Below are 24,480 nucleotides of genomic sequence, written 5' to 3'. Positions count from 1 at the left end.
ATCTGGCGCTTCACATCCCCCTGTTGACATGCTGATTTGGTACCGCTACCATGCATTCATCCTGATTTGGTACCGCTACCAAATTGTTGCCGGATCCGCTGCCAGGTCATTCCCGGTGGGTGCCGGTTTTTCTTCATTGAAAGAGAAAGTGCTGCCATGACTGCCCTTGCCACTCCTGCCTCCTCGACGTCTGCCACCTCGTCTTCCGCTGCCCTGGCCAAGGGGGCGCCCCGCGTCTCCGACATGCGCGTCATTCCGGTGGCCGGCCACGACAGCATGCTGCTGAACCTGTCCGGCGCCCACGGTCCGTATTTCACGCGCAACCTGGTGATCCTCACCGACAGCGCCGGCCATACCGGGGTGGGCGAGGTCCCGGGCGGGGAGGGCATCCGCCAGACCCTGGAAGATGCGCGCTCGCTGGTGGTGGGGCAGTCCATCGGCAATGTCCAGGGCATCCTGAACCGGGCACGCACCGCCTTCGCCGACCGCGATGTCGGCGGTCGGGGCCTGCAGACCTTCGACCTGCGTATTGCAGTGCACGTCGTCACCGCGCTGGAAGCGGCCCTGCTGGATCTGCTGGGCAAGTTCCTGGAGGTGCCGGTGGCGGCGCTGCTGGGCGAGGGGCAGCAGCGTGATGAGGTGGAAATGCTGGGTTACCTGTTCTACGTGGGTGACCGCAGGCAGACCGACTTGCCGTATCACGCCGAAGCGGAGCAGGCCGACGACTGGCTGCGCCTGCGCCATGAAGCCGCGCTCACGCCCGAGGCGGTGGTCCGCCTCGCCGAGGCGGCCTATGCGCGGTATGGCTTCAACGACTTCAAGCTCAAGGGCGGTGTCATGCGTGGCGAGGAAGAGATCGCCGCCGTCACGGCGTTGGCCGAACGCTTCCCCAAGGCTCGCATCACCCTTGATCCCAACGGCGGCTGGCTGCTCAAGGATGCCATCCGCCTGTGCCGCGACCAGCATGACGTGCTGGCCTATGCGGAAGATCCGTGCGGCGCCGAGGAAGGCTATTCCGGACGCGAGGTGATGGCCGAGTTCCGCCGCGCCACCGGCCTGCAGACCGCCACCAACATGGTGGCCACCGACTGGCGCCAGATGGGCCATGCCATTTCGCTGCAGTCGGTGGATATCCCGCTGGCCGATCCGCATTTCTGGACCATGCAGGGTTCGGTGCGGGTGGCGCAGATGTGCCATGAGTGGGGCCTGACCTGGGGTTCACATTCCAACAACCACTTCGACGTTTCGCTGGCGATGTTCACCCATGTGGCCGCAGCCGCGCCGGGCAAGATCACCGCCATCGATACCCACTGGATCTGGCAGGACGGCCAGCGCCTGACCCGTGAACCGCTGCAGATCGTGGGCGGCAAGGTGCAAGTGCCGGCCAAGCCGGGCCTGGGCGTGGAACTGGACATGGAACAGGTGGAAGCGGCCCACCAGACCTATCGCAACATGGGACTGGGTGCGCGGGACGATGCGGTGGCCATGCAGTACCTGATCCCGGGCTGGAAATTCGATCCCAAGAAACCCTGCCTGGTGCGTTGAGCACAGGGCTGCACATCTGCTAGCGGGGCCGTGACAAGAGCGCGATGAACGCGCCGCCGGTCCGAATTTTCGTTCAGCTTTTCTTTCATCCATCGGTAGTACGGGCTCAACAGAGGAGACAACCCGTGAATCCTTCCCCATCCGCCTCATCAGGCGCAGCAACCCTGGTCCTCACCAGCGCGGTGAGCAAGATCAAGTGGCGCATCCTGCCGCTGTTCGTGGCCATGTTCATCATCAACTACATCGACCGCGTCAACATCGGTTTCGTGCGCAGTCACCTCTCTACCGACCTGGGCATCGGCGCGGCGGCCTTCGGCCTGGGCGCCGGGCTGTTCTTCGTCGGTTACGCGATCTTCGAGGTGCCGTCCAACATGCTGCTGCAACGTTACGGCGCGCGCGCCTGGCTGACCCGCATCATGTTCACCTGGGGCCTGGTGGCGGCCTGCATGGCCTTCGTGCAGAGCGAGACCAGCTTCTATTTCATGCGTTTCCTGCTGGGCGTGACCGAGGCGGGCTTCTTCCCCGGCGTGGTGTATTACTTCACGCAGTGGTTGCCCAATCATGAACGTGGGCGCGCCATGGCGGTCTTCCTGTCGGGCTCGGCGATTGCTTCCATCCTCTCCGGTCCGATTACCGGCGCGCTGTTGCTCATCGAGGGCGGCGGCCTGCATGGCTGGCAATGGATGTTCCTGATCGAAGGCGGCGTCTCGATGCTGTTCTGCGTGGTGGTCTGGAATGTGCTGGACTCCACCCCGGCCGATGCCAGGTGGCTTTCGCCGGAACAGCGCGAAGCGCTGACCGCGGTGATCGCCGCCGAACAGGAGCTGCGCGCCGCCAACCGGCCGGCGCACGTTTCCGCGCTGACCTTGTTGCGCGACCCGCAGATAGTCTTGTTCTGTCTGATCTACTTCGCCATCCAGCTGACCATCTACGGTGCGACCTTCTGGCTGCCGACCATCATCAAGAAGATGGGCCATTTCAATGACTTCCAGGTCGGCCTCTTCAATACCATTCCGTGGATCATCGCCATTGCCGCCATGTACATGTTTGCGGTGCTGGCGGCGCGCTTCAAGCGGCAGCAGTTCTGGGTCGCCGCTGCGCTGGTGATCTCGGCGACGGGCATGGCGGTGTCGGCCTCGTCCGGGCCGGTGATCGGGTTTGTCGCGGTGTGCTTCGCCGGCATCGGCTTCAAGGCGGCTTCCTCGCTGTTCTGGCCGATCCCGCAAGCCTACCTGGATGCACGCATTGCGGCAGCGGTGCTGGCACTGGTCAATTCGCTGGGCAACCTGGGCGGCTTCTTCGCGCCGGCCACTTTCGGCTACCTGGAGCAGAAGACCGGTTCCATCCAGGGCGGGCTGTATGCCCTGTCCGGTGCCTCGTTGCTGGCGGCGGTGCTGGTGTTCCTGGCTCGCACCCGGCCGGCAGCACAGGATGGCGGTGGTACCGCCAGCGGCAAGAGCGAGGCCGTCATCAAGCACGCTGCCTGAGGCAGTCCGGCAGTATCGATTTCTCCGAGGTCTTCCTCGTTCGCGCCCTGCGCGCCCGCGTTGCAGCGGGTGAGCAGGGCGCTTTTTGTGGTCCGTCCCGTTTTACCCGTTTCAGGCCAAGCAGGGGCGGGGCCGGCATGCCTATAATGGCACCCTGCAATCCGTCATCACGGCGGGACAGTCGCCGCTTCTCACGCGGCAAGACATCAAGGCGGCCTGGCCATGGAAACCCTCTACCACCTCATCGAGCAATACGGTCTGATCCTCGTTTTCGTCAACGTGCTGGTGGAGCAACTTGGCGCGCCGGTGCCGGCCTATCCGACGCTGATCATCACCGGTGCCTTGTCGGCCACCGGGCGCTACTCGCCGCTGCTGTTGCTCGTCCTGGCGGTCTGTGCGGCACTGATGGCCGATTACGTCTGGTATCTCGCCGGTCGCCGCTACGGGCGCAAGATCATGTCGCGCCTGTGCCGCATTTCGCTCTCGCCGGATTCCTGTGTGCGCCAGACCGAATCGATCTACCTGCGCTGGGGCGCGCGGTCCTTGCTGCTGGCCAAGTTCATCCCCGGCTTTGCCTCGATTGCCAGCGCGCTCTCCGGCACCATGGGAACGCGCCGCGTCAGCTTCATCCTGTGGGACGCGGCGGGCAGCGCTTTATGGGCGGGGCTGGGGATTTTCCTGGGTTCGCTGTTCAGTTCGGCCGTGGATGACCTGCTGAACGTGCTGGCCCAGCTGGGGCATTACGGCATGCTGATGATCGCCGTGGCGCTGGCGGCGTTCGTGGCCAACAAATGGTGGCAGCGCCGGCGCTTCCGCAAGTCGCTGGAGATGGCGCGCATCACCGTGGATGAACTCAACACCATGCTCGAACAGGGCAATGCGCCCACCATCATCGATGTGCGCTCGCCGCTGTCGCAGCAGGATGGCCGTATTCCGGGAGCGGTGACCATCTCCAACCAGGAAATCCAGACCTTCGTCTTCGATGGTCCGGTGGAAGGGGAAGTGGTGGTCTATTGCGCCTGTCCCAACGAGGCCTCGGCGGCCGTGGTGGCGCGCCAGCTGATGCGGCGCGGCTACACCCGGGTGCGGCCGCTGACCGGCGGCATCGATGCCTGGCGCGCAGCCGGTTACGCGATCGACGTCTGAATCGCCGTGCCCTGGCGGATGGTCTTGGTGACCGGGGTCTTTTCGCAGATTTCGGCCAGGCGGGTCAGTTGTTCCTGGCTCAGGGCATTGCCGAAGCTGATCTTGCGGGTGATGGTTTCCAGGCCGCTGTCGTCGCGGCCGAAGTGGGCGTCCACTGCGATGCTGCCCAGGTCCCAGCCCTTGCGGTCGGCGTACATGCGCAAGGTCAGCGAAGTGCAGGATGCCAGTGCGGCCAGCAGCAGTTCATAGGGCGCGGGACCGGTGTCCTTGCCGCCATTGCTTTCCGGTTCATCCGATTTGAGCTGGTGGATGCGCGCCTTGATGTCCTGGGCGTAGCCGGCGGCGTTGTGCAGGGTGACGTGGGCCATGGTTTCTCCGATCGGTAGTCTGTGTGGCTTAAGGGGGAGCGGCGATTGTGACACACACGCGGCGGGCGATCTTGTACTTTCCTGCTGCAACCTTACACCAGCGTGCGCACCGAATTGGAGATCGAGCGTGCGCACTCCAATACCAGCGGCCCCAGCTTGCGTTCGGCATCCTCGGCGGTCCAGCGGCTGGTCGGCGCCACCACGTGCACGGAAGCCACCGGCCTGCGCTCGCTGTTGAAGATGGGCGCGGCCACCGTCATGTCGCCCAGGAACAGTTCTTCCCGGTTGCTGGCAAAGCCGCGTTCGCGGGCCATCCTGACCATGTCCATGATCTCTTCCACCCCGGTGCGCGTATGCGGCGTGTGGACCGTGCGCTCGCTGGAGAGCAGCAGCGTCTGCGCCTCGCCCTCGTCCAGCCCGCTCAGGTAGGCTCGCCCGGAGGCGGTGCAATACATGGGGATGCGGCTGCCGATGGGCATGTGGATGGGAATGAACTTGCTGGCCACGAAGCGGGCCACATAGACCATCTCGCGCTCGTAGGGCTCGGTGAGATTGACGGTCTCGCCGGTCATGTTGGCCAGTTCGGACAGGAAGGGATTGGCCACGTCCACCAGGATGTCGGCCGCCAGGTAGTTGTAGCCCACCTCTAACACCTTGGGCGTGAGCTGGTAGCGGCGGGTCCTGGGATGCTTGCAGATGTAGCCCAGCGTTTCCAGCGTATGCACCATGCGTTGCGCCGAACTCTTGGAAATGGACGTGGCGCTGGCCACGTCGCCCAGGGTCATGGTGCGGCGCTGCGCATTGAAGGCGCGCAGCACGGCCAGGCCTTTTTCCAGTGATTGATTGAACAGCAGGTCGGTGGGGCTTGCTTCGGTCTCGCTCATGCCTACTCCTCGCAGATAGGAAAGACAGAATTCTACGGGAATTCGCATCTACTGTATCGAATATCGATACATAAATATCTATTGACGATTCGAGTAAACCAAATATACTTAATCCAAGGCCGTATATTGATATTCATGCATCTTTGTTTGTCGTCTGCCGTTCTTCCAGCCTCAGCCCTTCCAGCCGCTTCAGTGGTTTAAGTCGCATCGCGCCATACCGGGTAGTCCGATGCCAGGCCGGGCCGGGGAGGAAGACCGGAAACCGCGTCCCCGCCCGGGGGCGTTGCAGTCCACACCGCCGTCGGCACCTGCCGGCGTGCGGACTTCCAGCCGTTCGTTCCGATCCGTCGTGATCTTGTGCCAAAGGGGGAGTCGTATGAAGTCGTTCAATCTGCCGTCCAGTCGCCTGTTGCATCGTCTGCTGTCGCCACTGCTGGGGGCTGCGGCCCTGATGTCGGTGCTGGCCGCCGCGCCCGCCATGGCCCAGTCCAGCTACAACGTGGGCGCCACCTCCACCGGGGTGCCTTTCACCTTCCTCGATATCAAGACCAACAAGCTGCAGGGCATGATGGTCGACACCGTCACGGCGGTAGGCAACAAGGCCGGTTTTTCGGTGAACATCCAGCAGACGCCGTTCTCCGCGCTGATCCCCTCGCTGACCGGCAACAAGATCGACATCATCGCCGCAGCCATGTTGAAGACCGAGGCCCGCGCCCAGATCGTGGACTTCAGTGATCCGGTCTATTCCTATGGCGAGGGTCTGTTCGTCAACGCCCAGGACCAGAAGGTCTACAAGACGCTGGACGACCTCAAGGGTGAGATCGTCGGCGCCCAGGTGGGGACGGTGTTCGTCGATGCCCTGAACAAGAAGGGAGGCTTCAAGGAAGTGAAGACCTACGATTCGGTAGCCGACATGATGCGCGACGTCGGCCTGGGCCGCATCAAGGCCGGTTTCGGTGATCGCCCGATCGTGGCCTACCAGCTCTCGCAGGGCGCCAATCCCCAGGTGCGGCTGGTCAAGGAATACCAGTCCACCCTGATGGGGGACGTCTGCCTGGTGATCCGCAAGGGAGACCCCAAGCTCATGGAGCGCCTGAACAAGGCGATTGCCGAACTCAAGGCCGATGGCACGCTCACGCGCATCGTCGATCAGTGGAAGCTGAACTGAGTGAACCGGGCTGACGTCGGCGCGACGTCACTGTAACCGCAGGCCACCGCTCCACCGGTGGCCGCGCAAGTTCCCGTCGCCGCAGGGTGGCGGGGCGGTTCTCCTGCGCAGCTTTCCACGCTCATTTCCACCTACCTTCCACGCCCATGCTTTCCCAAACCGTGCTGGACTTCCTGCCTATCCTCCTCAAGGGAGCGCTGGTCACCATCGAAGTCACGATCTATTCCTTCCTGCTCAGTTCGCTGCTGGGGCTGGTGCTGGCGCTGATGAAGGTATCGCGCCTGAAACCGGTTTCGCTGCTGGGCGCCACCATCGTCAACATCATCCGCGGGCTGCCGATCATCGTGCAGCTGTTCTACATCTATTTCGTGCTGCCCGAGATCGGCATCCAGCTCTCCGCCTTCCAGGCCGGGGTGATCGGGCTGGGGATCGCCTACTCGGCCTACCAGGCGGAGAACTTCCGCGCCGGCATCGAGGCGGTGGACGTGGGCCAGATCGAGGCGGCTCAATCGATCGGCATGCGCGGGCCGCTGATCATGCGCCGCGTGATCCTGCCGCAGGCCTTTCGTATCGCGCTGCCGCCCTATGGCAATACGCTGGTGATGATGTTGAAGGATTCGTCGCTGGTCTCGACCATCACCGTGCTGGAGATGACCCGCGCCGGCCAGATGATCGCCTCCAGCACCTTCCAGAACATGACGGTCTATACCATGGTGGCAGTGCTGTACCTGCTGTTGTCGCTGCCGCTGGTGTTCCTGATCCGTCGCCTGGAAATCCGTGGTAGCAAGGGGAGGGCGCGATGATTGAGGTCAAACGTATTTCGAAGTGCTTCGGCCAGCACGAGGTGCTCAAGGATGTCTCGCTGTCGGTGGCCGAGGGTGAGGTGGTCTGCCTGATCGGGCCCTCGGGCTCGGGCAAGTCCACGGTCCTGCGTTGCATCAACGGACTGGAATCCTATGAGCGCGGCGACATCCTGATCGACGGCCAGCGCGTGGATCGCAACGGCGCCGACATCCACCGCCTGCGCACGCGGGTGGGTATGGTGTTCCAGCGCTTCAACCTGTTCCCGCATCGCACGGTGCTGGAGAACGTCACCGAGGGACCGATCTTCGTCAACCGGGTGCCGCGTGAACAGGCGCGGGCGCAGGCCATCGCCCTGCTGGACAAGGTCGGCCTGGCGCAGCGCTGCGATGCCTATCCGGCGCAATTGTCGGGCGGCCAGCAGCAGCGTGTGGCCATTGCCCGCTCGCTGGCGATGCAGCCGGAAGCCATCCTCTTCGATGAGCCGACCTCGGCCCTGGACCCGGAACTGGTGGGCGAGGTGCTGGCGGTGATGCGCACCCTGGCCGCGGACGGCATGACCATGATCGTGGTGACGCACGAGATGGGATTCGCCCGCGAGGTGGCCGACCGCGTCTGCTTCCTGCACAGTGGCAGCATCGTCGAATCCGGCCCGGCGGCACAGGTGCTGAGCGAACCACAACATGCACGTACCCAGGATTTCCTGCGGCGCGTGATTGTCAAGTGAGGCGCGCATGACCAGCTTGCTGCAGGATTTTCCGCCCTCCCTGTGGGCTGCCACGGCGGCCGCCGACGCCGCCCCGGAGGTGCCACCGCTGGCCACCAGCGCGCGCTATGACGTGGTCATCGTCGGTGCCGGTTATACCGGGCTCTCGACCGCACTGCACCTGGCCGAGGCCGGGGTATCGGTGTGCGTGCTGGATACCCATGCCCCCGGCTGGGGCGCTTCCGGGCGCAATGGCGGGCAGGTGATTCCGGGGCTCAAGTACGACCCGGACCAGTTGCGGGTGATGTTCGGCAGCGCCGTGGCCGATCCGCTGATCGCGGCCATCGGTTCGGCCGCCGATACCGTCTTTGACCTGATCGAACGCCACGGCATCGCCTGCGATGCGCTGCGACGCGGCTGGATTCAGCCCACCCATTCGTCCAAGGTGATGCATGCGCTGGAAGCCCGTGCCCGGCAGTGGATGGCCGAAGGCGCGCCGGCGCGGCTGATGGATGCGGCCGAGGTGGCGCGCCATATCGGCACCGATGCCTACGTCGGCGGCTGGAAGGATGAGCGTGCCGGCAGCCTGCATCCGCTGAAGTATTGCCAGGGACTGGCGCGTGCGGCGCAGCGGCTGGGCGTGGTGATCCACGGTGGCACGCAGGTGGTACGACTGGAGCGACGCCCGCCGGGCTGGCGCCTGCATACCGCCCAGGGGCCGCATGTGGATGCCGAGCGCGTGGTCATCGCCACCAATGGCTATACCGACGGGCTGTGGCCGCATCTGCGGCAGTCGGTGATCGCTGCCAACAGCTTCATCGTGGCGACGCAACCCCTGTCGCCGGAGCAGGGGGCCAGCATCCTGCCGGGTGGCGAGGTCACCTCCGATTCGCGGCGGCTGCTGCTGTATTACCGGCGCGATGCCCAGGGGCGCCTGCTCATGGGCGGTCGGGGTCCCTTCGGCGAGCCGCGCGGGGCGGGCGATTTCGCGCACCTGGAACGGTCGGTGGAACTGCTGTTCCCGCAGTTGGCGGGGATCGGCTATGAATACCGCTGGTCGGGGCGGGTCGCCATCACGCGTGATTTCCTGCCGCATGTGCATGAGCCGGCGACCGGGCTATCCATCGCAGTGGGCTACAACGGGCGCGGCATTGCCATGGCCAGTACCATGGGACGCTGCCTGGCGCAGCGCATCACGGGGCAGGCGGGGGCGGTGTTCCCGTTCCCGGTCAGTACCATCCAGCCGATTCCGCTGCACGGCCTGCAGCGCTTCTACATCGCCGCCGGGGTGGCCTGGTACAGTGTGCTGGATCGCTTTTCCTGACGCTGTATGCCGGGCAGGGACGAAAAAAAACCACGCTTGCGCGTGGTTTTTTCTTGCCGGGAAGGCAGCAGCCGGGATCAGGCGAAGTTCTTTGCCACGAAGTCCCAGTTGATGATGCCCCAGTAGTTCTCGACATACTTGGCGCGTGCGTTGCGGTAGTCGATGTAGTAGGCGTGTTCCCACACGTCGACCGTCAGCAGCGGCTTGCTGTCGGTGGTCAGCGGGGTGCCGGCGCCGGTGGTGTTGACGATGTCCAGGGTGCCGTCAGCCTTCTTGACCAGCCAGGTCCAGCCGGAACCGAAGTTGGCCAGGCCCTGCTTGGTGAACTCGGCCTTGAAGGCGTCGAAGCCGCCCCACTTGGCGTTGATGGCGTCAGCCAGCGCGCCGCTCGGAGCGCCTTGACCCTTCGGGGTCAGGCCGTTCCAGTAGAAGGTGTGGTTCCACACCTGGGCGGCGTTGTTGAAGATGCCACCGGAAGACTTCTTGATGATTTCTTCCAGGGACAGGTTTTCGAATTCGGTACCCGGGATCAGGTTGTTCAGGTTGGTCACATAGGTCTGATGGTGCTTGCCATAGTGATATTCCAGGGTTTCCTTGGAAATCGTGGGCGCCAGCGCGTCCAGATCGTAAGGCAGTGCCGGAAGGGTATGTGCCATGATGAATCCTTTCAGTCTTGTTGGTTTGCTACGAAGGGGTCTTTTCCGAACCTGAGATTCTAAAGCGGAAGACAATTCTTTGCACTCGATCAAATGCCCTGCCGGTCGGCTTCTTTCACATCCCGGTTGGGTAATGCGAATGGTTCTTGCTGGCGTGGCGCCTGTCCGCGAGGCAAGGAAAACCGTAGATGCCAGTGGTGGAAAGACGTTCCAGCTCATCCTTCACCTGCGTGGCGGACGTGCCAAGCCGAACGGGCCGGGAACCGTCCCCGGCCGGCGTTATAAGCTGATGAGAAAAAAGTCTGCCACAGCTGTCAAGCGTAGCGCGTTCACCCTTCAATCCAGCCGTGGCTGCACGCTGGCAATGCCGACCTCGGCGCTGCCCTGGGCCAGGCGGATGGTGATCTCGCTGCGGGCGGCCAGCTCGGCCGGTGCGTGCAGCACCCGCCCTTGACGGTCGCTGACGATGGCATAGCCGCGTTCCAGCGTGCGTTGCGGGTTCAGCAGTTCCAGCTGCGCATTCAGGCTGGCCAGCGCCTGGCGCTGCTGGGCCTGGCGGCTCGCCTGGGCATCCTGCAGGCGGCGCGCCAGCTCGGCCAGATCACGCCGGGCGTGGGTGGTATCGGGCATCTGGTGCGCCAGGTGGGTGGCGGCCTGCTGCAGGCGATGGCGCATGCGCGTCAATGGCACGCGGTTGGCATGCGAGAGGCGGGTTTGCAGGGCCGCCAGCTTGACCCGCTCATGGGCGATGGTGGCACCCGGATTGACCAGGCGGCGTGCCAGCCAGTCCATGTTCTGGGCGCGGTCGGCGAGGGTGCGGCGCAGGGCACGGGTGAGCTCGCCGGCATGGCCGCGCAGTTCGGCCAGCCAGTCTTCGCGCGCCGTGGCGGCCAGCTCCGCGGCGGCGGTCGGCGTAGGGGCGCGCAGGTCGGCGGCGAAGTCGGCAATGGTGAAATCGGTCTCGTGGCCGACGCCGGAAATGACCGGCATGGGCGCGGCGACGATGGCGCGGGCCACCACCTCTTCATTGAAGGACCACAGGTCTTCGATGCTGCCACCGCCCCGGCAGACCAGCAGCACGTCGCACTCGGCGCGGGCCGAGGCGGTCTGGATGGCAGTGGCGATGCGCTGGGCCGCCCCTTCGCCCTGCACCGGAGTGGGATAGAGCACCACCTCCACGTGCGGCGCCCGGCGGCGCAGGGTGGCCAGCACATCGCGCAGGGCGGCGGCCTGGGGGCTGGTGACGATGCCGATGCGGCGCGCAAAGCCCGGCAGGGGCCGCTTGCGTTCGCGGGCGAACAGACCTTCGCGTTCCAGTCTTTCCTTCAGCTGCACGAAGGCAGCGTAGAGGTCGCCTACACCGGAGCGGCGGATGGCTTCCACGTTCAATTGATAGTCACCCCGTGGCGCGTAGAGGGTGACCAGGGTGCGTACCTCGACCTTGTCGCCCTCGCGCGGCATGAAGCCGGCGTACTGGGCGCGTCCCTTGAACATGACCGCGCGGACCTGGGCGCCGTTATCCTTGAGATTGAAATACCAATGGCCGGAGGCGGCGCGGGTGAAGTTGGAGATTTCGCCCTTGACCCAGATCAGCGGGAAATTGCGCTCCAGCATGCGGGCCACCGCCTGGTTCAGCGCGGAGACCGTCAGCATGGGCGGTCCGCCCTCGCTGGCGGCGCCTGCGGGCAGGGCTTCGGCACGGGGGCGAGCGGTGGGGAAGGGCGGGAACTTGTCGGTGGGCATGAGGGCGCAGGTGATCCAGGGGCGATACAATGCCGCATTGTAAGGCCAAGCCGACGGCGCTTGCCGAGGCGCACGCAACCGGCTACATTCTGCACCGCAGAAGAAGGCGCGCCCGGCGGGTCGTCTCTTTGCCACAGAATCAGATCTTCACCGCATTTCAACAGGAGTACGTTTTGCTCGCCATCATCCTCGCCGCCGGCTGGCCGATCTGGCCTTTGCTGATCGCTTCCATCATCGGCCTGGCGCTGGTCATCGAAAGACTGGTCTATCTGCGCCGCCCGCGCATCCTGCCACCGGACCTGCTGGGGGAGGTGGTACGGGTCTATCAGAGCGGTCGCGTCAACGACGACGTGATCGACAAGCTGGAACAGAATTCGCCGCTGGGCCAGGTGCTGGCTGCCGGTCTGCGCAATGTCGACGCCCCGCGCGAAGTCATGAAGGAAGCCATCGAAGAAGCCGGCCAGGCCGCCGCGCACCGGCTGGAGCGCTTCCTGACCACGCTGGGTACCATCGCCTCGCTGGCGCCGCTGATGGGCCTGTTCGGTACCGTGGTGGGCATGATCGAGATCTTCGCCTCGCAGAATGCGGTCGGCACCAACCCGGCGCAGCTGGCGCACGGTATCTCGATTGCGCTCTACAACACCGGGTTTGGCCTGGCCATCGCCATGCCGGCGCTGGTGTTCTACCGCCACTTCCGCGCCCAGGTGGATGGCTTCGTGGTGGACATGGAGCAGCAGGCCGTGAAGTTCGTGGACATCGTGCACGACGTGCGCCGTTGATTGCGCGGAGCCGACCATGAACTTCCGCAAGGGCCGTCCCCGCGAAGACCTGGAGATCAACCTGATCCCCTTCATCGATGTGCTGCTGGTGATCGTGATCTTCCTGATGGTGACCACCACCTACAGCAAGTTCACCGCGTTGCAGGTCACGCTGCCCACGGCCGATGCCCAGAAGGCGCTGGAGCAGCCCTTCGAGATCAACATCGCCATCGACGCCAGCGGGCGCTATGCGATCAACAACAAGCGCATCCCTGCGCGTGATGCGCAGGGGCTCGCCGAGGAAATGCAGGCCGCCGTGCAGGCCAGCGGCAGCCAGCGCGACCCGGTCATCATCATCAATGCCGACGCACTGGCCACGCACCAGACCGTGGTCAACGTGATGGAGGCGGCGCGCCTGGCGGGGTATCCGAAGCTGACCTTTGCGGCGCAGTCCAGCAGCAAGTGATTTATCCACAGGCTTTTGTTTTTCGACGTGGCGCCAGGGCCTTGGCCTTGGCGCCACGCTTTTCTTGATGACGGATTGAAACCATGGCCGATTCCAGGCCCACTGCCGAAGCCATCCTGAGCCGCGCCTGGCAATCCCGTGGCGTGCTGGCCTGCGCGCTGTGGCCGCTGTCGCTGCTGTTCGGCGGCCTGGCGGCGCTGCGCCGGCTGCTCTTTGCGCTGGGCATCAAGCGCGCCGAGCGCCTGCCGGTACCGGTGATCGTGGTGGGTAATGTCTTCGTCGGCGGGACCGGCAAGACGCCTTTTGCGATCTGGCTGATCGAGGCGCTGCGGGCGGCCGGTTTGCATCCGGGCGTGATTTCGCGTGGCTATGGAGCAGGCATCGGTGCCGGGCAGACCCTGGAGGTCAGCCCCGAGGCTGCGGCGTCGCAGGTCGGTGATGAGCCGCTGCTGATCGCCCAGCGTACCGGCGTGCCGCTGGTGGTGGGGCGGCGCCGGGTTGCGGCGGCGCGCAGCCTGCTGGCGGCGCACCCGGAGGTGGATGTGATCATCTCCGACGACGGGCTGCAGCATTACGCATTGGGGCGCGATATCGAGATCGTCCTCTCCGATGCACGGGGCGTGGGCAATGGCTGGCTGTTGCCGGCCGGTCCCTTGCGCGAGCCGGCTTCGCGCCGGCGTGATTTCTCGGTGCTCAATGTTGGCTTGCAGGGCAAGGCTCCGGCCGGCGTGCATGCCATGTGCCTGCAGGCTGACGAGGCCGTGCAACTGGCGCCACCGCAGGCGCGCAAGCCATTGACCCAGATGGGCGAGGGCGCGGTGCGCCTGGCGGCGGTGGCCGGCATCGGCCATCCCGAGCGCTTTTTCGCCACGCTGGAAGGGGCCGGCCTGAGCTTTGCCCGCCACCCCTTGCCCGACCATTACGACTTCGCCATCGATCCCTTTGCAGGCCTTGCCGCCGATGTCATCCTGATCACGGAAAAGGATGCAGTAAAATGCAGGGCTATCGAGGCCATCCGAAACGACCCGCGTATCTGGGTCGTGCCCGTAACAGCGCGCATCGACGGCGCGCTGGCTGAACATATAGTGGAGAAACTCCGTGAACGCCCGACTGCTTGATATCCTGGTTTGCCCCATCTGCAAAGGTCCGCTGGACTACGACAAGAAAGCCCAGGAACTGATCTGCAAGGCAGACAAGCTGGCCTACCCCATCCGTGACGGCATCCCCATCATGTGGGCCGATGAAGCCCGTGAACTGGGCGCTGCGCCTGCGGCTGCTTCAGGTACTTCCGTGCCGCCGGCTCCGACAGCCTGACCCCGATTTTCCCATCCTGCTGCGGCTGATCCCATGACCTTCACCGTCATCATCCCGGCGCGCCTGGCTTCCACGCGCCTGCCCAACAAGCCCCTGGCCGACCTCGGCGGCAAGCCGATGATCGTGCGGGTGGCCGAGCGTGCGGCCCTGTCCGGTGCCGCACGCATCATCGTGGCCACCGATCACCACGACATCCATGCCGCCTGCCAGGCGCATGGCGTGGAGGTGGCCATGACCCGCGCCGACCATCCCTCCGGCACCGACCGCATCGCCGAGGTGGCCGCCGCCATGGATCTGGCCGAGGATGCCGTGGTGGTCAACGTGCAGGGTGACGAGCCGCTGATCGATCCTGGCCTGATCGCCGCCACCGCCGCCCACATCAAGTCCGGCGTGCCCATGGCCACGGCTGCGCATGCCATCGAGAGCGCGGCCGATGCCTTCAATCCCAATGTGGTCAAGGTGGTGCTGAACAAGGAAGGCTGCGCCATGTATTTTTCGCGGGCCACCATTCCCTGGCATCGCGATGCCTTCGCCCAATCGCGCGAGGTGTTGCCGGACGCCAGCGGCCCCGATCACGCCAACGAATACGTACCGCTGCGCCATATCGGGCTGTATGCCTACAGCAACCGTTTCCTGCAGCTCTATCCCACGCTCACGCCGGCCCCGCTGGAACGCATCGAGGCGCTGGAACAGCTGCGCGTGCTGTGGCACGGCCATGCGATTGCCGTGCATGTCACTTCGCTGGTGCCGGAAGCCGGCGTCGATACGCCCGAGGACCTGTTGCGCGTGCGCAAGCATTTCGAGGCCCCGCCCGACAGCGCCCTGGTGCAAAGCATCTCCGCACTCTGATAGGCAGATAGGCAGCCATCCTGGCATGATCCGGCGCAAGGCCGGCCGGTGCCGCTTGCTGTAAGTTCCCTGTCAAGCTGGCACGACACAATCAGGGCAGGAGACTGCTTAAAAATCAGGCGTTTGTCATGGTTCGGTAAGATTTTGTGGTAAGTTTCGTCCCGGAGCTGACGCAAACGGCGCGCAAACAAGCTGCATAACCGTGTAGATGGCAGGCATCCTCTGTCATCCCGTCGCAAAAGAATTCAAGCATTCAAATTTTCAAAAACCTCAATTTAGGAAACCCTATGCGCCTCATCCTTTTAGGAGCGCCTGGTGCCGGTAAAGGCACGCAAGCCACTTTTATCAAGGAAAAATTCAACATTCCGCAGATCTCCACCGGCGACATGCTGCGTGCTGCGGTGGCGGCGGGTACCGAGCTGGGTATCGCCGCAAAGAAGGTGATGGATGCGGGCGGTCTGGTTTCCGACGACATCATCATCGGCCTGGTCAAGGACCGTCTGCAACAGCCGGATTGCGCCAATGGCTATCTGTTCGACGGCTTCCCGCGCACCACCCGTCAGGCTGACGCCATGAAGGAAGCCGGCGTGGCCATCGACTACGTGCTGGAAATCGACGTCCCCGACAGCGCCATCGTCGAGCGCATGAGCGGCCGTCGCGTGCACCCGGGTTCGGGTCGCAGCTACCACGTCAAGTTCAACCCGCCCAAGGTCGAGGGCAAGGATGACATCACCGGCGAAGCGCTGGTCCAGCGCGACGACGACAAGGAAGAAACCGTCAAGAAGCGCCTGTCGGTCTACCATGACCAGACCGAAGTACTGCTGGGCTACTACGGCAAGTGGGCCGAATCGGGCCAGCCGGGTGCGCCGAAGTATCGCAAGATCGCCGGCGTGGGTCCGGTGGAAGAAATCAGGGATCGTGCATTTGCCGCCCTGGCGGAGTAAAGTAAAGCGGACTACGGTCCGCTTTTTTTTTAGCCTTTTGAAGGCTGACACAAAGAGCGGAAGAGCTCGAAAACTAACAAATCGATAGATCGCGGCAGATCGCGGTCCATCGGCGAGGTCAATCGGCGAGGTCGATCGGAATTGGTCGCCGTCCGCACCCGCCCGAGGGTGTGGCGGTTGCAGCCCGGGCAAGCACAACAACTCCAATAAGAAGGGCGACGTAATTTGCAGGCGCAGTATCGGCGGTGATGCGTGGGTAACAGGGCAGCGATGCCCGCCCGGGTGCCACGGCGGATGTTCGTGATTGTTGATGAGTCGTGATAACAAAAGGAGATAAAGATGGCACTTGCCCTGTGGTTTGCCATTGCCTGCGGCATTGTCGCGGTGATCTATGGCCTCGTCTCGCGTAGCTGGATTCTCAAGCAGGACCCCGGCAACCCCCGCATGCAGGAAATCGCACTGGCCATCCAGCAGGGCGCTGCGGCCTACCTGGCGCGGCAGTACCGCACCATCGCCATGGTGGGCGTGGTGCTGCTGATCGTCATTGCCCTCATCCCCGGACTGGGCTGGCTGACCGCCGTCGGCTTCCTGCTGGGGGCGGTGCTGTCGGGCGCCTGCGGTTTCATCGGCATGAATGTCTCGGTGCGGGCCAATGTGCGCACCGCCCAGGCGGCCACGCGGGGCATGAACGAGGCGCTCGCCGTGGCATTTCGTGGCGGGGCGATCACCGGGATGCTGGTGGTGGGCCTGGGGCTGCTGGGAGTGTCGCTGTTCTTCTGGGTCCTGTATGTCTATGGACAGGGGCGCGCGGCCAGTCTGCACGACGCCATCCAGCCGCTGATCGGGCTGGCTTTCGGGGCCTCGCTCATTTCCATCTTTGCCCGGCTGGGCGGGGGGATCTTCACCAAGGGCGCCGATGTGGGCGCCGACCTGGTGGGCAAGGTCGAGGCCGGCATTCCCGAGGACGATCCGCGCAATCCGGCCGTGATCGCCGATAACGTCGGCGACAACGTGGGTGATTGCGCCGGCATGGCGGCCGACCTCTTCGAGACCTACGTGGTCACGCTGATCGCCACCATGCTGCTGGGTACCCTGGTGCTGCAGGGCATGGAGACGCTGGCCGTGCTGTATCCGCTGGCGCTGGGCGGGGTGTCGATCCTGGCCTCCATCGTCGGCTGCGCGATGGTCAAGGCGCAGCCGGGCAAGAAGATCATGTCGGCGCTCTATACCGGCTTGTGGTGGTCGGCCGGGCTGTCCCTGGTGGGCTTTGCGCTGGTCACCTGGCTGCTGCTGCCGCCCGAATTGCGCGTGCCGCTGATGGGCGCGGCGGTGGTGGGCATCGTGCTGACCGGCCTGATGGTCTATATCACCGAGTACTACACCGGCACCGACTTCAAGCCAGTGCGGCATATCGCCGAGGCCTCCACCACCGGCCATGGCACCAACATCATCGCTGGCCTGGGGGTGTCGATGAAGTCGACCGCCTATCCGGTGCTGGCGGTGTGCGCGGCGATCCTGGTGTCGTACTGGCTGGCGGGCCTGTATGGCATTGCCATCGCGGCAACCGCCATGCTGTCCATGGCTGGCATCGTGGTGGCGCTCGATGCCTATGGCCCCATCACCGACAATGCCGGCGGCATCGCCGAGATGTCCGGCCTGCCTGACTCGGTGCGGGCCATCACCGATCCGCTGGATGCGGTGGGCAATACCACCAAGGCCGTCACCAAGGGTTATGCCATCGGTTCGGCCGGGCTGGCGGCGCTGGTGCTGTTCGCTGATTACACGCATGCGCTGGAATCGGTGGGCAAGACCGCCAGCTTCGACCTCTCCAGTCCGGCGGTGATCATCGGGTTGTTCATCGGGGGGCTGATTCCCTACCTGTTCGGCGCGATGGCGATGGAAGCGGTGGGGCGGGCGGCTGGCGCGGTGGTGGTCGAGGTACGGCGCCAGTTCAGCGAGATCAAGGGCATCATGGATGGCAGCGGACGGCCGGAATACGACAAAGCGGTCGACATGCTGACCTCGTCTGCCATCCGCGAGATGATCCTGCCGTCGCTCCTGCCGGTGATCGTGCCGATCCTGGTGGGGCTGCTGCTGGGTGCCTCGGCGTTGGGTGGGCTGTTGATGGGGACCATCGTCACCGGCCTGTTCGTGGCGATCTCGATGACCACTGGTGGCGGCGCCTGGGACAACGCCAAGAAATACATCGAAGACGGTCATCACGGCGGCAAGGGTTCCGATGCCCACAAGGCGGCAGTCACCGGTGACACCGTGGGTGACCCCTACAAGGACACGGCCGGACCGGCGGTCAATCCGCTGATCAAGATCATCAACATCGTGGCGCTGCTGCTGGTGCCGCTGTTGCCGAACATGCCGAACTGAACCGGTCTGCAGTCGTGCAATTGTCGCCGCGCGGATAGTCGGGGCGCGGCGGCCTGCGCATAATCTCCGCCAGCACGGAATCGCCACGCCGGGCAGACATTGCCAGGCCGGCCGATCCGTCAAATAATGCTGCCTGAGGCATCACCTCATCATCAGGCCACGGCGACCCGGGCCATCCATCCGGGCCAGCGAGATAAAAAACAGGAGACTCCATGCGTATCGAAGGAAATGTTTTCATCGTCACCGGCGCAGCATCCGGTCTGGGCGCGGCTACTGCGCGCATGATCGCGGCCGCCGGCGGCAAGCCGGTGCTGGCCGACCTGAACCAGGAAACCGGCAGCGCGCTGGCGCAGGAACTGGGCGGCATCTTCGTGCGCTGCGATGTCAGTTCCGAGGACGATGCGCAGGCGGTGGTGCAGGCCGCGCAAGCGCTGGGCAGCCTGCGCGGCCTGATCAATTGTGCCGGTATCGCCCCGGCCGAAAAGCTGATCGGCAAGAACGGCCCGCATACCATGGCGCTGTTCATGAAGACGCTCAACATCAACCTGGTCGGCAGCTTCAACATGGCGCGCTTCGCGGCCGATGCCATGGCCAAGGGCGAGGCGCTGGCGGAGGGCGAGCGCGGCATCATCATCCACACCGCCTCGGTGGCGGCGTATGACGGCCAGATCGGGCAGACCGCCTATTCGGCCTCCAAGGGCGCCATCGTGGCGATGACCTTGCCGATGGCGCGAGATCTGTCGCGCAGCGGTATCCGGGTCATGACCATTGCCCCCGGCATCTTCGAAACGCCCATGATGCTGGCCATGCCGCAGGAAGTGCTGGACTCGCTGGGCCAGGCCGTGCCCTTCCCGCCGCGCCTGGGGCGCGCCACCGAATACGCGCAACTGGCCAGGAGCATCATCGAGAACGTGATGTTGAACGGCGAGACCATCCGTCTGGATGGGGCCATCCGCATGCCCCCCAAATAGGCCGCATTTCCCTGCCAATTCTCTTGTCCACAGCGCGGGCGCTGCTGATAAGCTGCCCGCATGGAGACAATGGAACATAAAACAGGCTTGATCCTGACCGGCGGCGGCGCACGGGCGGCCTATCAGGTGGGCGTGCTCAATGCGCTCTCGATGATCCTGCTCGAAGCCGGCTGGCCGGTACACAGCAATCCCTTCCCCATCATCTGCGGCACGTCGGCCGGTGCCATCAACGGCACCGCGCTGGCCTGCCGCGCCGATGATTTCGGCGAGGCCGTGCGCGAGCTGATGGCGGTATGGAGCAACTTCCAGGTGGAGCAGGTCTACCGCGCCGATTCACTGGGCGTGATCCGCTCCGGGGCGCGCTGGCTGTCGCTGTTCTCGTTCGGCTGGCTGCTGCGCAAGTGGCGCGCCAACCCGCCCAATTCCCTGCTGGACAACACGCCCCTGGTGAGCATGCTGCATCGCCTGCTGGACTTGCCGCGTCTGGATGCCGCGCTGGCGGAAGGACAGCTGCACGCGCTGGCGGTGACCGCCTCGTCCTATACCAGCGGCCAGCACATCACCTTCTATCAATGCGCCGAGGAAATCGAACCCTGGCGGCGCACGCAGCGTCTGGCCATCCGCGACCAGATCGGCATCGACCATCTGCTGGCCTCGTCGGCGATTCCCTTCATCTTTCCGGCCATTCCCGTGTATATCGACGGGCGCTGCGAATACTGCGGCGATGGCTCCATGCGCCAGATCGCACCGATCTCGCCGGCCATCCACCTGGGCGCGACCAAGGTGCTCATCATCGGCGCCGGCCGCATGGGCGAGAAAGGCGAGCAGGCGCCCACCAACACGCCGCACTATCCCAGCCTGGCGCAGGTGGCAGGGCATGCGATGTCGGGCATCTTCCTGGATGGCCTGTCGGCCGACATCGAACGCATCAACCGGGTCAACCAGACCCTCTCGGTGTTGAACGAGGAGCAGCGTCGCCACACGCCCTTGAAACCCATCCGTACCCTGGTGATCTCGCCCTCGCACCGCATCGACAGCATCGCCAGCCGTCACGTGAGCAGCCTGCCGCGCCCGATCCGCACCATGCTGGGCGGCATCGGCGCGACCGAGGCCCGTGGTTCGGCATTGGCGTCCTACCTGTTGTTCGAACAGAGCTTCACCAACGAGTTGATCGCCCTGGGCGAGAGCGACACCTACGCCAAGCGCGAGGAAGTGCTGGCCTTTTTTGAACCGGACACGGCGCAATTGCTCCAAGCCTCTGCCTGATTTGCTGCCGGTCAAGCCCTGGCCCTGCCGTGGTTGCCTAGCTGAAAGCAACAAGTTAATCTACCGGGTGCTGTTGTTTTTAATTGACAAAATTGCAATTTAGAGAATAACCACGGACCACGCAGATGCGAGCTCGATTCATCTCCTCGATATTCATGAAGTATTGGCTGGTGCTGCTCACCGCCCTGATGCTGGCCGCGCCCGTGCATGCACGTGGCCCGGAGCCGGGCGGTCTGCCCGAAGTGAACCTCGACCAGTTGCCGCGCGAGGCCCAGCAGACCATGGCCCTGATCCGCGAGGGCGGGCCTTTCCCGTATGAAAAGGACGGTGCCGTCTTCGGCAATTATGAAGGGGTTTTACCCAGGCAGAAGCGCGGGTATTATCGCGAATACACTGTCAAGACGCCGCGCGCCCGCAACCGGGGCGCCCGACGCATCATCAGTGGCGGGGATCCCAAGTCTTCCGGCGAATACTATTACACGAGCGATCACTACAAGAGCTTCCGCCGGATCCGCGATTGATCGCGGTCAGGCAGCAGGGCAGGGCACCGGGCCCTGTCGCAGCACGCGTGTCAGCCCAGGTCAGCCAGATCAACCACGACAGCCACACAGCCCCGCCTATGGATACTGAAGGGAGAATGAGTTTGTTTAAAACGGTGCCGCCCAATATCGTGCAGTCCATTCGCGCCTTCCGCGTGAACGAGCTGCAGCAGGAGGCCGCGCATCTGGAGCAGCATTTTCTCTATGCCTATTGTGCCGAGGCCGTCACCAAGCAGCAGGTATTGAGCACCATCGCCAGCGCCTTCCATTTCCCCCGGCATTTCGGCAAGAATTTCGACGCCCTGCATGATTGCCTGACCGACCTGACCCACAAGGCCGGCAAGCAGATCGGCTTCGTCGTGGTGCTGGAGCAACTGCCCAATACCCAGAAGTTCGACAAGGAAGCCCGGGAGACCCTGCTGGACGTGTTCCGCGACGCCGCCGATTACTGGGCCGAAAAGAAGGTGCCGTTCCGGGTTTTCTATTCCTTCCAGTAAATTGCGCAGCAATCCGGGCACATTCCGGCACATTCGGGGTACATCCGGATAAAGCATTTACGCCACGCCCTGCCTTTCGCATTGTGAAAAACGGCGGCAGCCGGGCCGGCAGCAGGTACAATGCGACCCCATGAGAAGCATCGTCATCCTGATTTCCGGACGGGGCAGCAATATGGAAGCCATCGTCCGTGCCGCACAGGCCGAGCGGTGGCCTGCCAGAATCGCCGCCGTCATCAGCAACCGCGCTGATGCCAGCGGCCTGGAATTCGCCGCCCGGCACGGTATCGCCACCGCCGTCATCGCCAATCGCGACTATCCCACGCGTGATCTGTTCGACGCCGCACTGCGCGATCGCATCGATGCGTTTGCCCCTGACCTGGTGGTCCTGGCCGGCTTCATGCGCATCTTGACGGCGCCTTTCGTGGACCATTACCAGGGCCGCATGCTCAACATCCATCCGTCCCTGCTGCCCAGTTTTCCGGGCCTGGCGACGCACCGGCAGGCCCTGGCCGCCGGCGTGAAGCTGCATGGCGCCACGGTGCATTTCGTCACGCCCGATCTCGACCACGGCCCCATCGTGGCCCAGGCGGCCGTGCCGGTGCTGGAAGAGGACAGCGAGGAAACGCTGGCCCAGCGCGTGCTGGAACAGGAACATGCGATCTACCCGCGCGCCGTGCGCTGGTTCATCGACGGCCGCCTGACACTGGAAGGCGCCCGCGTGCGCCTGACGGGCGCGGCCTGAATTGCCTGCCGGCCGGGCCGGCCTGCGCATCACTTATCTTGAATTGAAACTGAAGGACCTAGCATGAGATTGCCTCCCGCGATCATTCCCCATACCGAAGAACTGCTGCGCGAAGTGCTGCGCTTCACCGGCCCCGCCGACGTGACGCTGTCGCGTTATTTCCGCGACAACCCGCGTCTGGGCAGCCGCGAACGCGGCGTCATCGCCGAGGCCGTCTATGGCCTGCTGCGCAACAAGACGGTGCTGACCAACTTCGCCGAGTCCGGCATCGGTCCGATGATGCGCCGCCTGGCCCTGCTGGGCCTGGCCGATGCTGTCGGTGCCGAATCCATCGCCGGCCTGCAGGAAGGCGAGGCCGAATGGCTGGAGCGTGTGGCCCAGATCGATCGTACCCAGCTGGCGCCGCAGATGCGCAGCAACCTGCCGCCCTGGCTGTGGGACAAGCTGGTGGCCCGCATGGGCGAGGCGGCCACCCTGGAACTGGCCGACGCCATGAACCGCCCGGCCCCGCTGGACCTGCGCGTGAACACCATCAAGTCGGACCGCGACACCGTCATCGCCGAACTGGCCAAGGCCCCGGTGGCCTGTGAGCCGACCCCGTATTCGCCGCTGGGCTTGCGCGTGTTCAAGAAACCGGCGCTGCAGAACATCCCGGTGTTCAAGGAAGGCGCCATCGAAGTACAGGATGAAGGCAGCCAGTTGCTGGCCCAGATCGTCGGCGCCAAGCGCGGTGAGATGGTGGTCGATTTCTGTGCCGGCGCCGGTGGCAAGACCCTGGCCCTGGGTGCGCTGATGCGCAATACCGGTCGCCTGTATGCCTTCGACGTGTCCGAAAAGCGCCTGGCCAAGCTCAAGCCGCGCCTGGCGCGCAGCGGCCTGTCCAACGTGCACCCGGTGGTGATCGCCCACGAGAACGACGCCAAGGTCAAGCGCCTGGCCGGCAAGCTCGATCGCGTGCTGGTCGACGCCCCCTGCAGCGGCCTGGGCACCCTGCGTCGCAACCCCGACATGAAATGGCGCCAGTCCGTGGAAACCCTGGGCGAGATGCGCGCCAAGCAGGGCTCCATCCTGGCCAGCGCCGCCCGCCTGGTGCGCCCGGGCGGTCGCCTGGTGTATGGCACCTGCAGCATCCTGGAAGAAGAGAACGACGAAGTCATCGCCGACTTCCTGCAGTCGCACCCGGATTTCATCCTGCGTCCGATGAGCGAGGTCCTGGCCGAGCAGAAGATTGCGCTGGACATGGGCGACTACCTGAAGTTGCTGCCGCACCTGCATCAGACCGACGGCTTCTTTGCGGCCGTGCTGGAGCGCCGCGCGGCATGAAGCACACGATGCGCCTGGCTTCTGTGCCTGTCCTGACGGCCGGGCTGCTGCTTGGCCTGGCCGCCATCCCCGGCGCCCAGGCCAGGGAATCCCTGCCGCCACCGCCCGTGGTGGCCGCGCAGGGCACGATCCAGTCGGCCTTCGCTCCCTGGGACGACATCGAAGCCCTGATCGTCAGCCAGCTCGACAGCGCCCGGCGCCAGATCCTGGTGCAAGCCTATCTGCTGACCAGCCGGCCCATCACCGACGCCCTGGTGGCCGCCCGCAAGCGCGGCATCGATGTGCGCGTGCTCATGGATGGCGGGCAGCTGGACAAGAACGCCAACGACCGCCTGCGCCAGCTGCGCGGTGCCGGCATCCCGGTCTGGCTGGAGACCGCCTACCGCAATGCCCACAACAAGGTGATCGTCATCGATGCCAGCCTGGCCTCGGCCACGGTGATCACCGGTAGCTATAACTTCACCTGGTCGGCCCAGCACAAGAACGCCGAGAACATCCTGGTCCTGGGCAAGAATCCGCCCCTGGCCGCGCGCTACGCCGCCAACTGGCAACGCCACCGGCAGGATGCCGAAGCGGCGCCTTGAAGCGTCGAGCCTGAGCT

At 64.6% G+C, this 24,480-nt stretch carries 25 protein-coding genes; 21 read left to right on the top strand and 4 right to left on the bottom strand.

What is annotated here, in order from left to right; translation table 11 throughout:
* The first annotated feature begins 156 nt into the window (after nt 1-156).
* The 3 genes from gudD (at nt 157) to ACEOAC_RS19965 (ending at nt 4,178) form a co-directional block, all read left to right on the top strand.
* Nucleotides 157-1,545: a glucarate dehydratase gene (gudD, locus tag ACEOAC_RS19975; protein ID WP_413628545.1), complete on the top strand. Its 1,389-nt coding sequence runs from the start codon at nt 157-159 to the stop codon at nt 1,543-1,545.
* 125 nt (nt 1,546-1,670) lie between these two features.
* Nucleotides 1,671-3,032 (top strand): MFS transporter, encoded by a 1,362-nt coding sequence (locus tag ACEOAC_RS19970; protein ID WP_413444826.1) that lies wholly within the window; start codon nt 1,671-1,673, stop codon nt 3,030-3,032.
* 222 nt (nt 3,033-3,254) lie between these two features.
* Nucleotides 3,255-4,178, top strand: a complete 924-nt coding sequence (locus ACEOAC_RS19965) for a DedA family protein/thiosulfate sulfurtransferase GlpE (RefSeq protein ID WP_077236544.1) — start codon at nt 3,255-3,257, stop codon at nt 4,176-4,178.
* Here ACEOAC_RS19965 and ACEOAC_RS19960 read toward each other — a convergent pair.
* Together ACEOAC_RS19960 and ACEOAC_RS19955 are read right to left on the bottom strand one after the other, a co-directional pair.
* Entirely contained in the window at nt 4,160-4,546 is a 387-nt protein-coding gene (locus tag ACEOAC_RS19960; protein WP_006463755.1) for an OsmC family protein, read from the bottom strand. The two genes, ACEOAC_RS19965 and ACEOAC_RS19960, sit on opposite strands and share 19 nt — an antisense overlap.
* Nucleotides 4,547-4,638: 92 nt before the next feature.
* Complete coding sequence (locus ACEOAC_RS19955; RefSeq protein WP_077236542.1) at nt 4,639-5,430, bottom strand: IclR family transcriptional regulator; 792 nt, start codon at nt 5,428-5,430, stop codon at nt 4,639-4,641.
* 376 nt (nt 5,431-5,806) lie between these two features.
* Between ACEOAC_RS19955 and ACEOAC_RS19950 the strand changes: the two genes are divergently transcribed.
* From ACEOAC_RS19950 to ACEOAC_RS19935, 4 genes are all read left to right on the top strand, one after another.
* On the top strand, nt 5,807-6,598 hold the full coding sequence (locus ACEOAC_RS19950; protein ID WP_077236541.1) for an ABC transporter substrate-binding protein: 792 nt from the start codon (nt 5,807-5,809) through the stop codon (nt 6,596-6,598).
* A gap of 146 nt (nt 6,599-6,744) precedes the next feature.
* Nucleotides 6,745-7,401 carry an amino acid ABC transporter permease gene (locus ACEOAC_RS19945; RefSeq protein WP_006463752.1) on the top strand — a complete coding sequence of 219 codons (657 nt, stop codon included), beginning with the start codon at nt 6,745-6,747 and terminating at the stop codon, nt 7,399-7,401.
* Nucleotides 7,398-8,126 (top strand): amino acid ABC transporter ATP-binding protein, encoded by a 729-nt coding sequence (locus ACEOAC_RS19940; RefSeq protein WP_413628544.1) that lies wholly within the window; start codon nt 7,398-7,400, stop codon nt 8,124-8,126. The genes ACEOAC_RS19945 and ACEOAC_RS19940 overlap by 4 nt, the downstream gene beginning before the upstream one ends.
* Before the next feature lie 7 nt (nt 8,127-8,133).
* Nucleotides 8,134-9,429, top strand: coding sequence for an NAD(P)/FAD-dependent oxidoreductase (locus ACEOAC_RS19935; RefSeq protein WP_413444827.1), 1,296 nt, complete (start codon nt 8,134-8,136; stop codon nt 9,427-9,429).
* A gap of 77 nt (nt 9,430-9,506) precedes the next feature.
* On the opposite strand, the gene sodB is transcribed toward ACEOAC_RS19935, so the two are convergent.
* Both sodB and xseA read right to left on the bottom strand, forming a co-directional pair.
* Nucleotides 9,507-10,085: a superoxide dismutase [Fe] gene (sodB, locus tag ACEOAC_RS19930; RefSeq protein WP_077236539.1), complete on the bottom strand. Its 579-nt coding sequence runs from the start codon at nt 10,083-10,085 to the stop codon at nt 9,507-9,509.
* Nucleotides 10,086-10,421: 336 nt separating this feature from the next.
* Nucleotides 10,422-11,828, bottom strand: coding sequence for an exodeoxyribonuclease VII large subunit (gene xseA / locus ACEOAC_RS19925; RefSeq protein WP_413628543.1), 1,407 nt, complete (start codon nt 11,826-11,828; stop codon nt 10,422-10,424).
* Nucleotides 11,829-12,001: 173 nt separating this feature from the next.
* Between xseA and ACEOAC_RS19920 the strand changes: the two genes are divergently transcribed.
* The 14 genes from ACEOAC_RS19920 (at nt 12,002) to ACEOAC_RS19855 (ending at nt 24,463) form a co-directional block, all read left to right on the top strand.
* A complete protein-coding gene (locus tag ACEOAC_RS19920; RefSeq protein ID WP_006463747.1) occupies nt 12,002-12,607 on the top strand; it encodes a MotA/TolQ/ExbB proton channel family protein in 606 nt (201 codons plus the stop codon).
* 16 nt (nt 12,608-12,623) lie between these two features.
* The gene (locus ACEOAC_RS19915) at nt 12,624-13,052 is read left to right on the top strand and encodes an ExbD/TolR family protein (protein ID WP_006463746.1); all 429 of its coding nucleotides are present in this window, start codon (nt 12,624-12,626) and stop codon (nt 13,050-13,052) included.
* Between the two features lie 83 nt (nt 13,053-13,135).
* On the top strand, nt 13,136-14,170 hold the full coding sequence (lpxK, locus tag ACEOAC_RS19910; RefSeq protein WP_413628542.1) for a tetraacyldisaccharide 4'-kinase: 1,035 nt from the start codon (nt 13,136-13,138) through the stop codon (nt 14,168-14,170).
* A complete protein-coding gene (locus ACEOAC_RS19905; protein ID WP_413444068.1) occupies nt 14,151-14,366 on the top strand; it encodes a Trm112 family protein in 216 nt (71 codons plus the stop codon). Before lpxK ends, ACEOAC_RS19905 begins: the two co-directional genes overlap by 20 nt.
* Before the next feature lie 33 nt (nt 14,367-14,399).
* Entirely contained in the window at nt 14,400-15,215 is an 816-nt protein-coding gene (gene kdsB, locus ACEOAC_RS19900) for a 3-deoxy-manno-octulosonate cytidylyltransferase (RefSeq protein ID WP_077236535.1), read from the top strand.
* Nucleotides 15,216-15,502: 287 nt separating this feature from the next.
* Nucleotides 15,503-16,159: an adenylate kinase gene (gene adk / locus ACEOAC_RS19895; RefSeq protein ID WP_006463742.1), complete on the top strand. Its 657-nt coding sequence runs from the start codon at nt 15,503-15,505 to the stop codon at nt 16,157-16,159.
* 339 nt (nt 16,160-16,498) lie between these two features.
* On the top strand, nt 16,499-18,541 hold the full coding sequence (locus ACEOAC_RS19890; RefSeq protein WP_413444067.1) for a sodium-translocating pyrophosphatase: 2,043 nt from the start codon (nt 16,499-16,501) through the stop codon (nt 18,539-18,541).
* A 212-nt stretch (nt 18,542-18,753) separates the two neighbouring features.
* Nucleotides 18,754-19,512: an SDR family NAD(P)-dependent oxidoreductase gene (locus ACEOAC_RS19885; protein ID WP_006463740.1), complete on the top strand. Its 759-nt coding sequence runs from the start codon at nt 18,754-18,756 to the stop codon at nt 19,510-19,512.
* A 60-nt stretch (nt 19,513-19,572) separates the two neighbouring features.
* The gene (locus ACEOAC_RS19880) at nt 19,573-20,778 is read left to right on the top strand and encodes a patatin-like phospholipase family protein (RefSeq protein WP_077236532.1); all 1,206 of its coding nucleotides are present in this window, start codon (nt 19,573-19,575) and stop codon (nt 20,776-20,778) included.
* Between the two features lie 125 nt (nt 20,779-20,903).
* The gene (locus ACEOAC_RS19875) at nt 20,904-21,299 is read left to right on the top strand and encodes a ribonuclease domain-containing protein (RefSeq protein WP_039875565.1); all 396 of its coding nucleotides are present in this window, start codon (nt 20,904-20,906) and stop codon (nt 21,297-21,299) included.
* A gap of 47 nt (nt 21,300-21,346) precedes the next feature.
* On the top strand, nt 21,347-21,814 hold the full coding sequence (locus ACEOAC_RS19870) for a barstar family protein (protein WP_233207686.1): 468 nt from the start codon (nt 21,347-21,349) through the stop codon (nt 21,812-21,814).
* Between the two features lie 130 nt (nt 21,815-21,944).
* Complete coding sequence (purN, locus tag ACEOAC_RS19865; protein WP_006463736.1) at nt 21,945-22,556, top strand: phosphoribosylglycinamide formyltransferase; 612 nt, start codon at nt 21,945-21,947, stop codon at nt 22,554-22,556.
* A 63-nt stretch (nt 22,557-22,619) separates the two neighbouring features.
* Nucleotides 22,620-23,879: an RsmB/NOP family class I SAM-dependent RNA methyltransferase gene (locus ACEOAC_RS19860; RefSeq protein ID WP_077236531.1), complete on the top strand. Its 1,260-nt coding sequence runs from the start codon at nt 22,620-22,622 to the stop codon at nt 23,877-23,879.
* Between the two features lie 8 nt (nt 23,880-23,887).
* Nucleotides 23,888-24,463, top strand: a complete 576-nt coding sequence (locus ACEOAC_RS19855) for a phospholipase D family protein (protein WP_241811521.1) — start codon at nt 23,888-23,890, stop codon at nt 24,461-24,463.
* Nucleotides 24,464-24,480 lie beyond the last annotated feature (17 nt).

This window comes from Herbaspirillum frisingense, from assembly GCF_047325095.1.
GTDB classification, from domain to species: Bacteria; Pseudomonadota; Gammaproteobacteria; order Burkholderiales; family Burkholderiaceae_D; genus Herbaspirillum; species Herbaspirillum frisingense.
The sequence above is the reverse complement of the archived record's forward strand: the minus strand, read 5'-3'. Positions and strand labels throughout refer to the sequence as shown.

Bases quoted from the DNA above. Each gene is read 5' to 3' on its own strand.
- kdsB (WP_077236535.1), top strand. From the start codon at position 14,400: ATGACCTTCACCGTCATCATCCCGGCGCGCCTGGCTTCCACGCGCCTG.
- ACEOAC_RS19890 (WP_413444067.1), top strand. From the start codon at position 16,499: ATGGCACTTGCCCTGTGGTTTGCCATTGCCTGCGGCATTGTCGCGGTG.
- ACEOAC_RS19855 (WP_241811521.1), top strand. From the start codon at position 23,888: ATGCGCCTGGCTTCTGTGCCTGTCCTGACGGCCGGGCTGCTGCTTGGC.
- xseA (WP_413628543.1), bottom strand. From the start codon at position 11,828: ATGCCCACCGACAAGTTCCCGCCCTTCCCCACCGCTCGCCCCCGTGCC.
- ACEOAC_RS19945 (WP_006463752.1), top strand. From the start codon at position 6,745: ATGCTTTCCCAAACCGTGCTGGACTTCCTGCCTATCCTCCTCAAGGGA.
- ACEOAC_RS19875 (WP_039875565.1), top strand. From the start codon at position 20,904: ATGCGAGCTCGATTCATCTCCTCGATATTCATGAAGTATTGGCTGGTG.
- sodB (WP_077236539.1), bottom strand. From the start codon at position 10,085: ATGGCACATACCCTTCCGGCACTGCCTTACGATCTGGACGCGCTGGCG.
- ACEOAC_RS19885 (WP_006463740.1), top strand. From the start codon at position 18,754: ATGCGTATCGAAGGAAATGTTTTCATCGTCACCGGCGCAGCATCCGGT.
- ACEOAC_RS19955 (WP_077236542.1), bottom strand. From the start codon at position 5,430: ATGAGCGAGACCGAAGCAAGCCCCACCGACCTGCTGTTCAATCAATCA.
- ACEOAC_RS19940 (WP_413628544.1), top strand. From the start codon at position 7,398: ATGATTGAGGTCAAACGTATTTCGAAGTGCTTCGGCCAGCACGAGGTG.
- purN (WP_006463736.1), top strand. From the start codon at position 21,945: ATGAGAAGCATCGTCATCCTGATTTCCGGACGGGGCAGCAATATGGAA.
- ACEOAC_RS19915 (WP_006463746.1), top strand. From the start codon at position 12,624: ATGAACTTCCGCAAGGGCCGTCCCCGCGAAGACCTGGAGATCAACCTG.
- ACEOAC_RS19950 (WP_077236541.1), top strand. From the start codon at position 5,807: ATGAAGTCGTTCAATCTGCCGTCCAGTCGCCTGTTGCATCGTCTGCTG.
- gudD (WP_413628545.1), top strand. From the start codon at position 157: ATGACTGCCCTTGCCACTCCTGCCTCCTCGACGTCTGCCACCTCGTCT.
- adk (WP_006463742.1), top strand. From the start codon at position 15,503: ATGCGCCTCATCCTTTTAGGAGCGCCTGGTGCCGGTAAAGGCACGCAA.
- ACEOAC_RS19935 (WP_413444827.1), top strand. From the start codon at position 8,134: ATGACCAGCTTGCTGCAGGATTTTCCGCCCTCCCTGTGGGCTGCCACG.
- ACEOAC_RS19960 (WP_006463755.1), bottom strand. From the start codon at position 4,546: ATGGCCCACGTCACCCTGCACAACGCCGCCGGCTACGCCCAGGACATC.
- ACEOAC_RS19965 (WP_077236544.1), top strand. From the start codon at position 3,255: ATGGAAACCCTCTACCACCTCATCGAGCAATACGGTCTGATCCTCGTT.
- lpxK (WP_413628542.1), top strand. From the start codon at position 13,136: ATGGCCGATTCCAGGCCCACTGCCGAAGCCATCCTGAGCCGCGCCTGG.
- ACEOAC_RS19860 (WP_077236531.1), top strand. From the start codon at position 22,620: ATGAGATTGCCTCCCGCGATCATTCCCCATACCGAAGAACTGCTGCGC.
- ACEOAC_RS19880 (WP_077236532.1), top strand. From the start codon at position 19,573: ATGGAGACAATGGAACATAAAACAGGCTTGATCCTGACCGGCGGCGGC.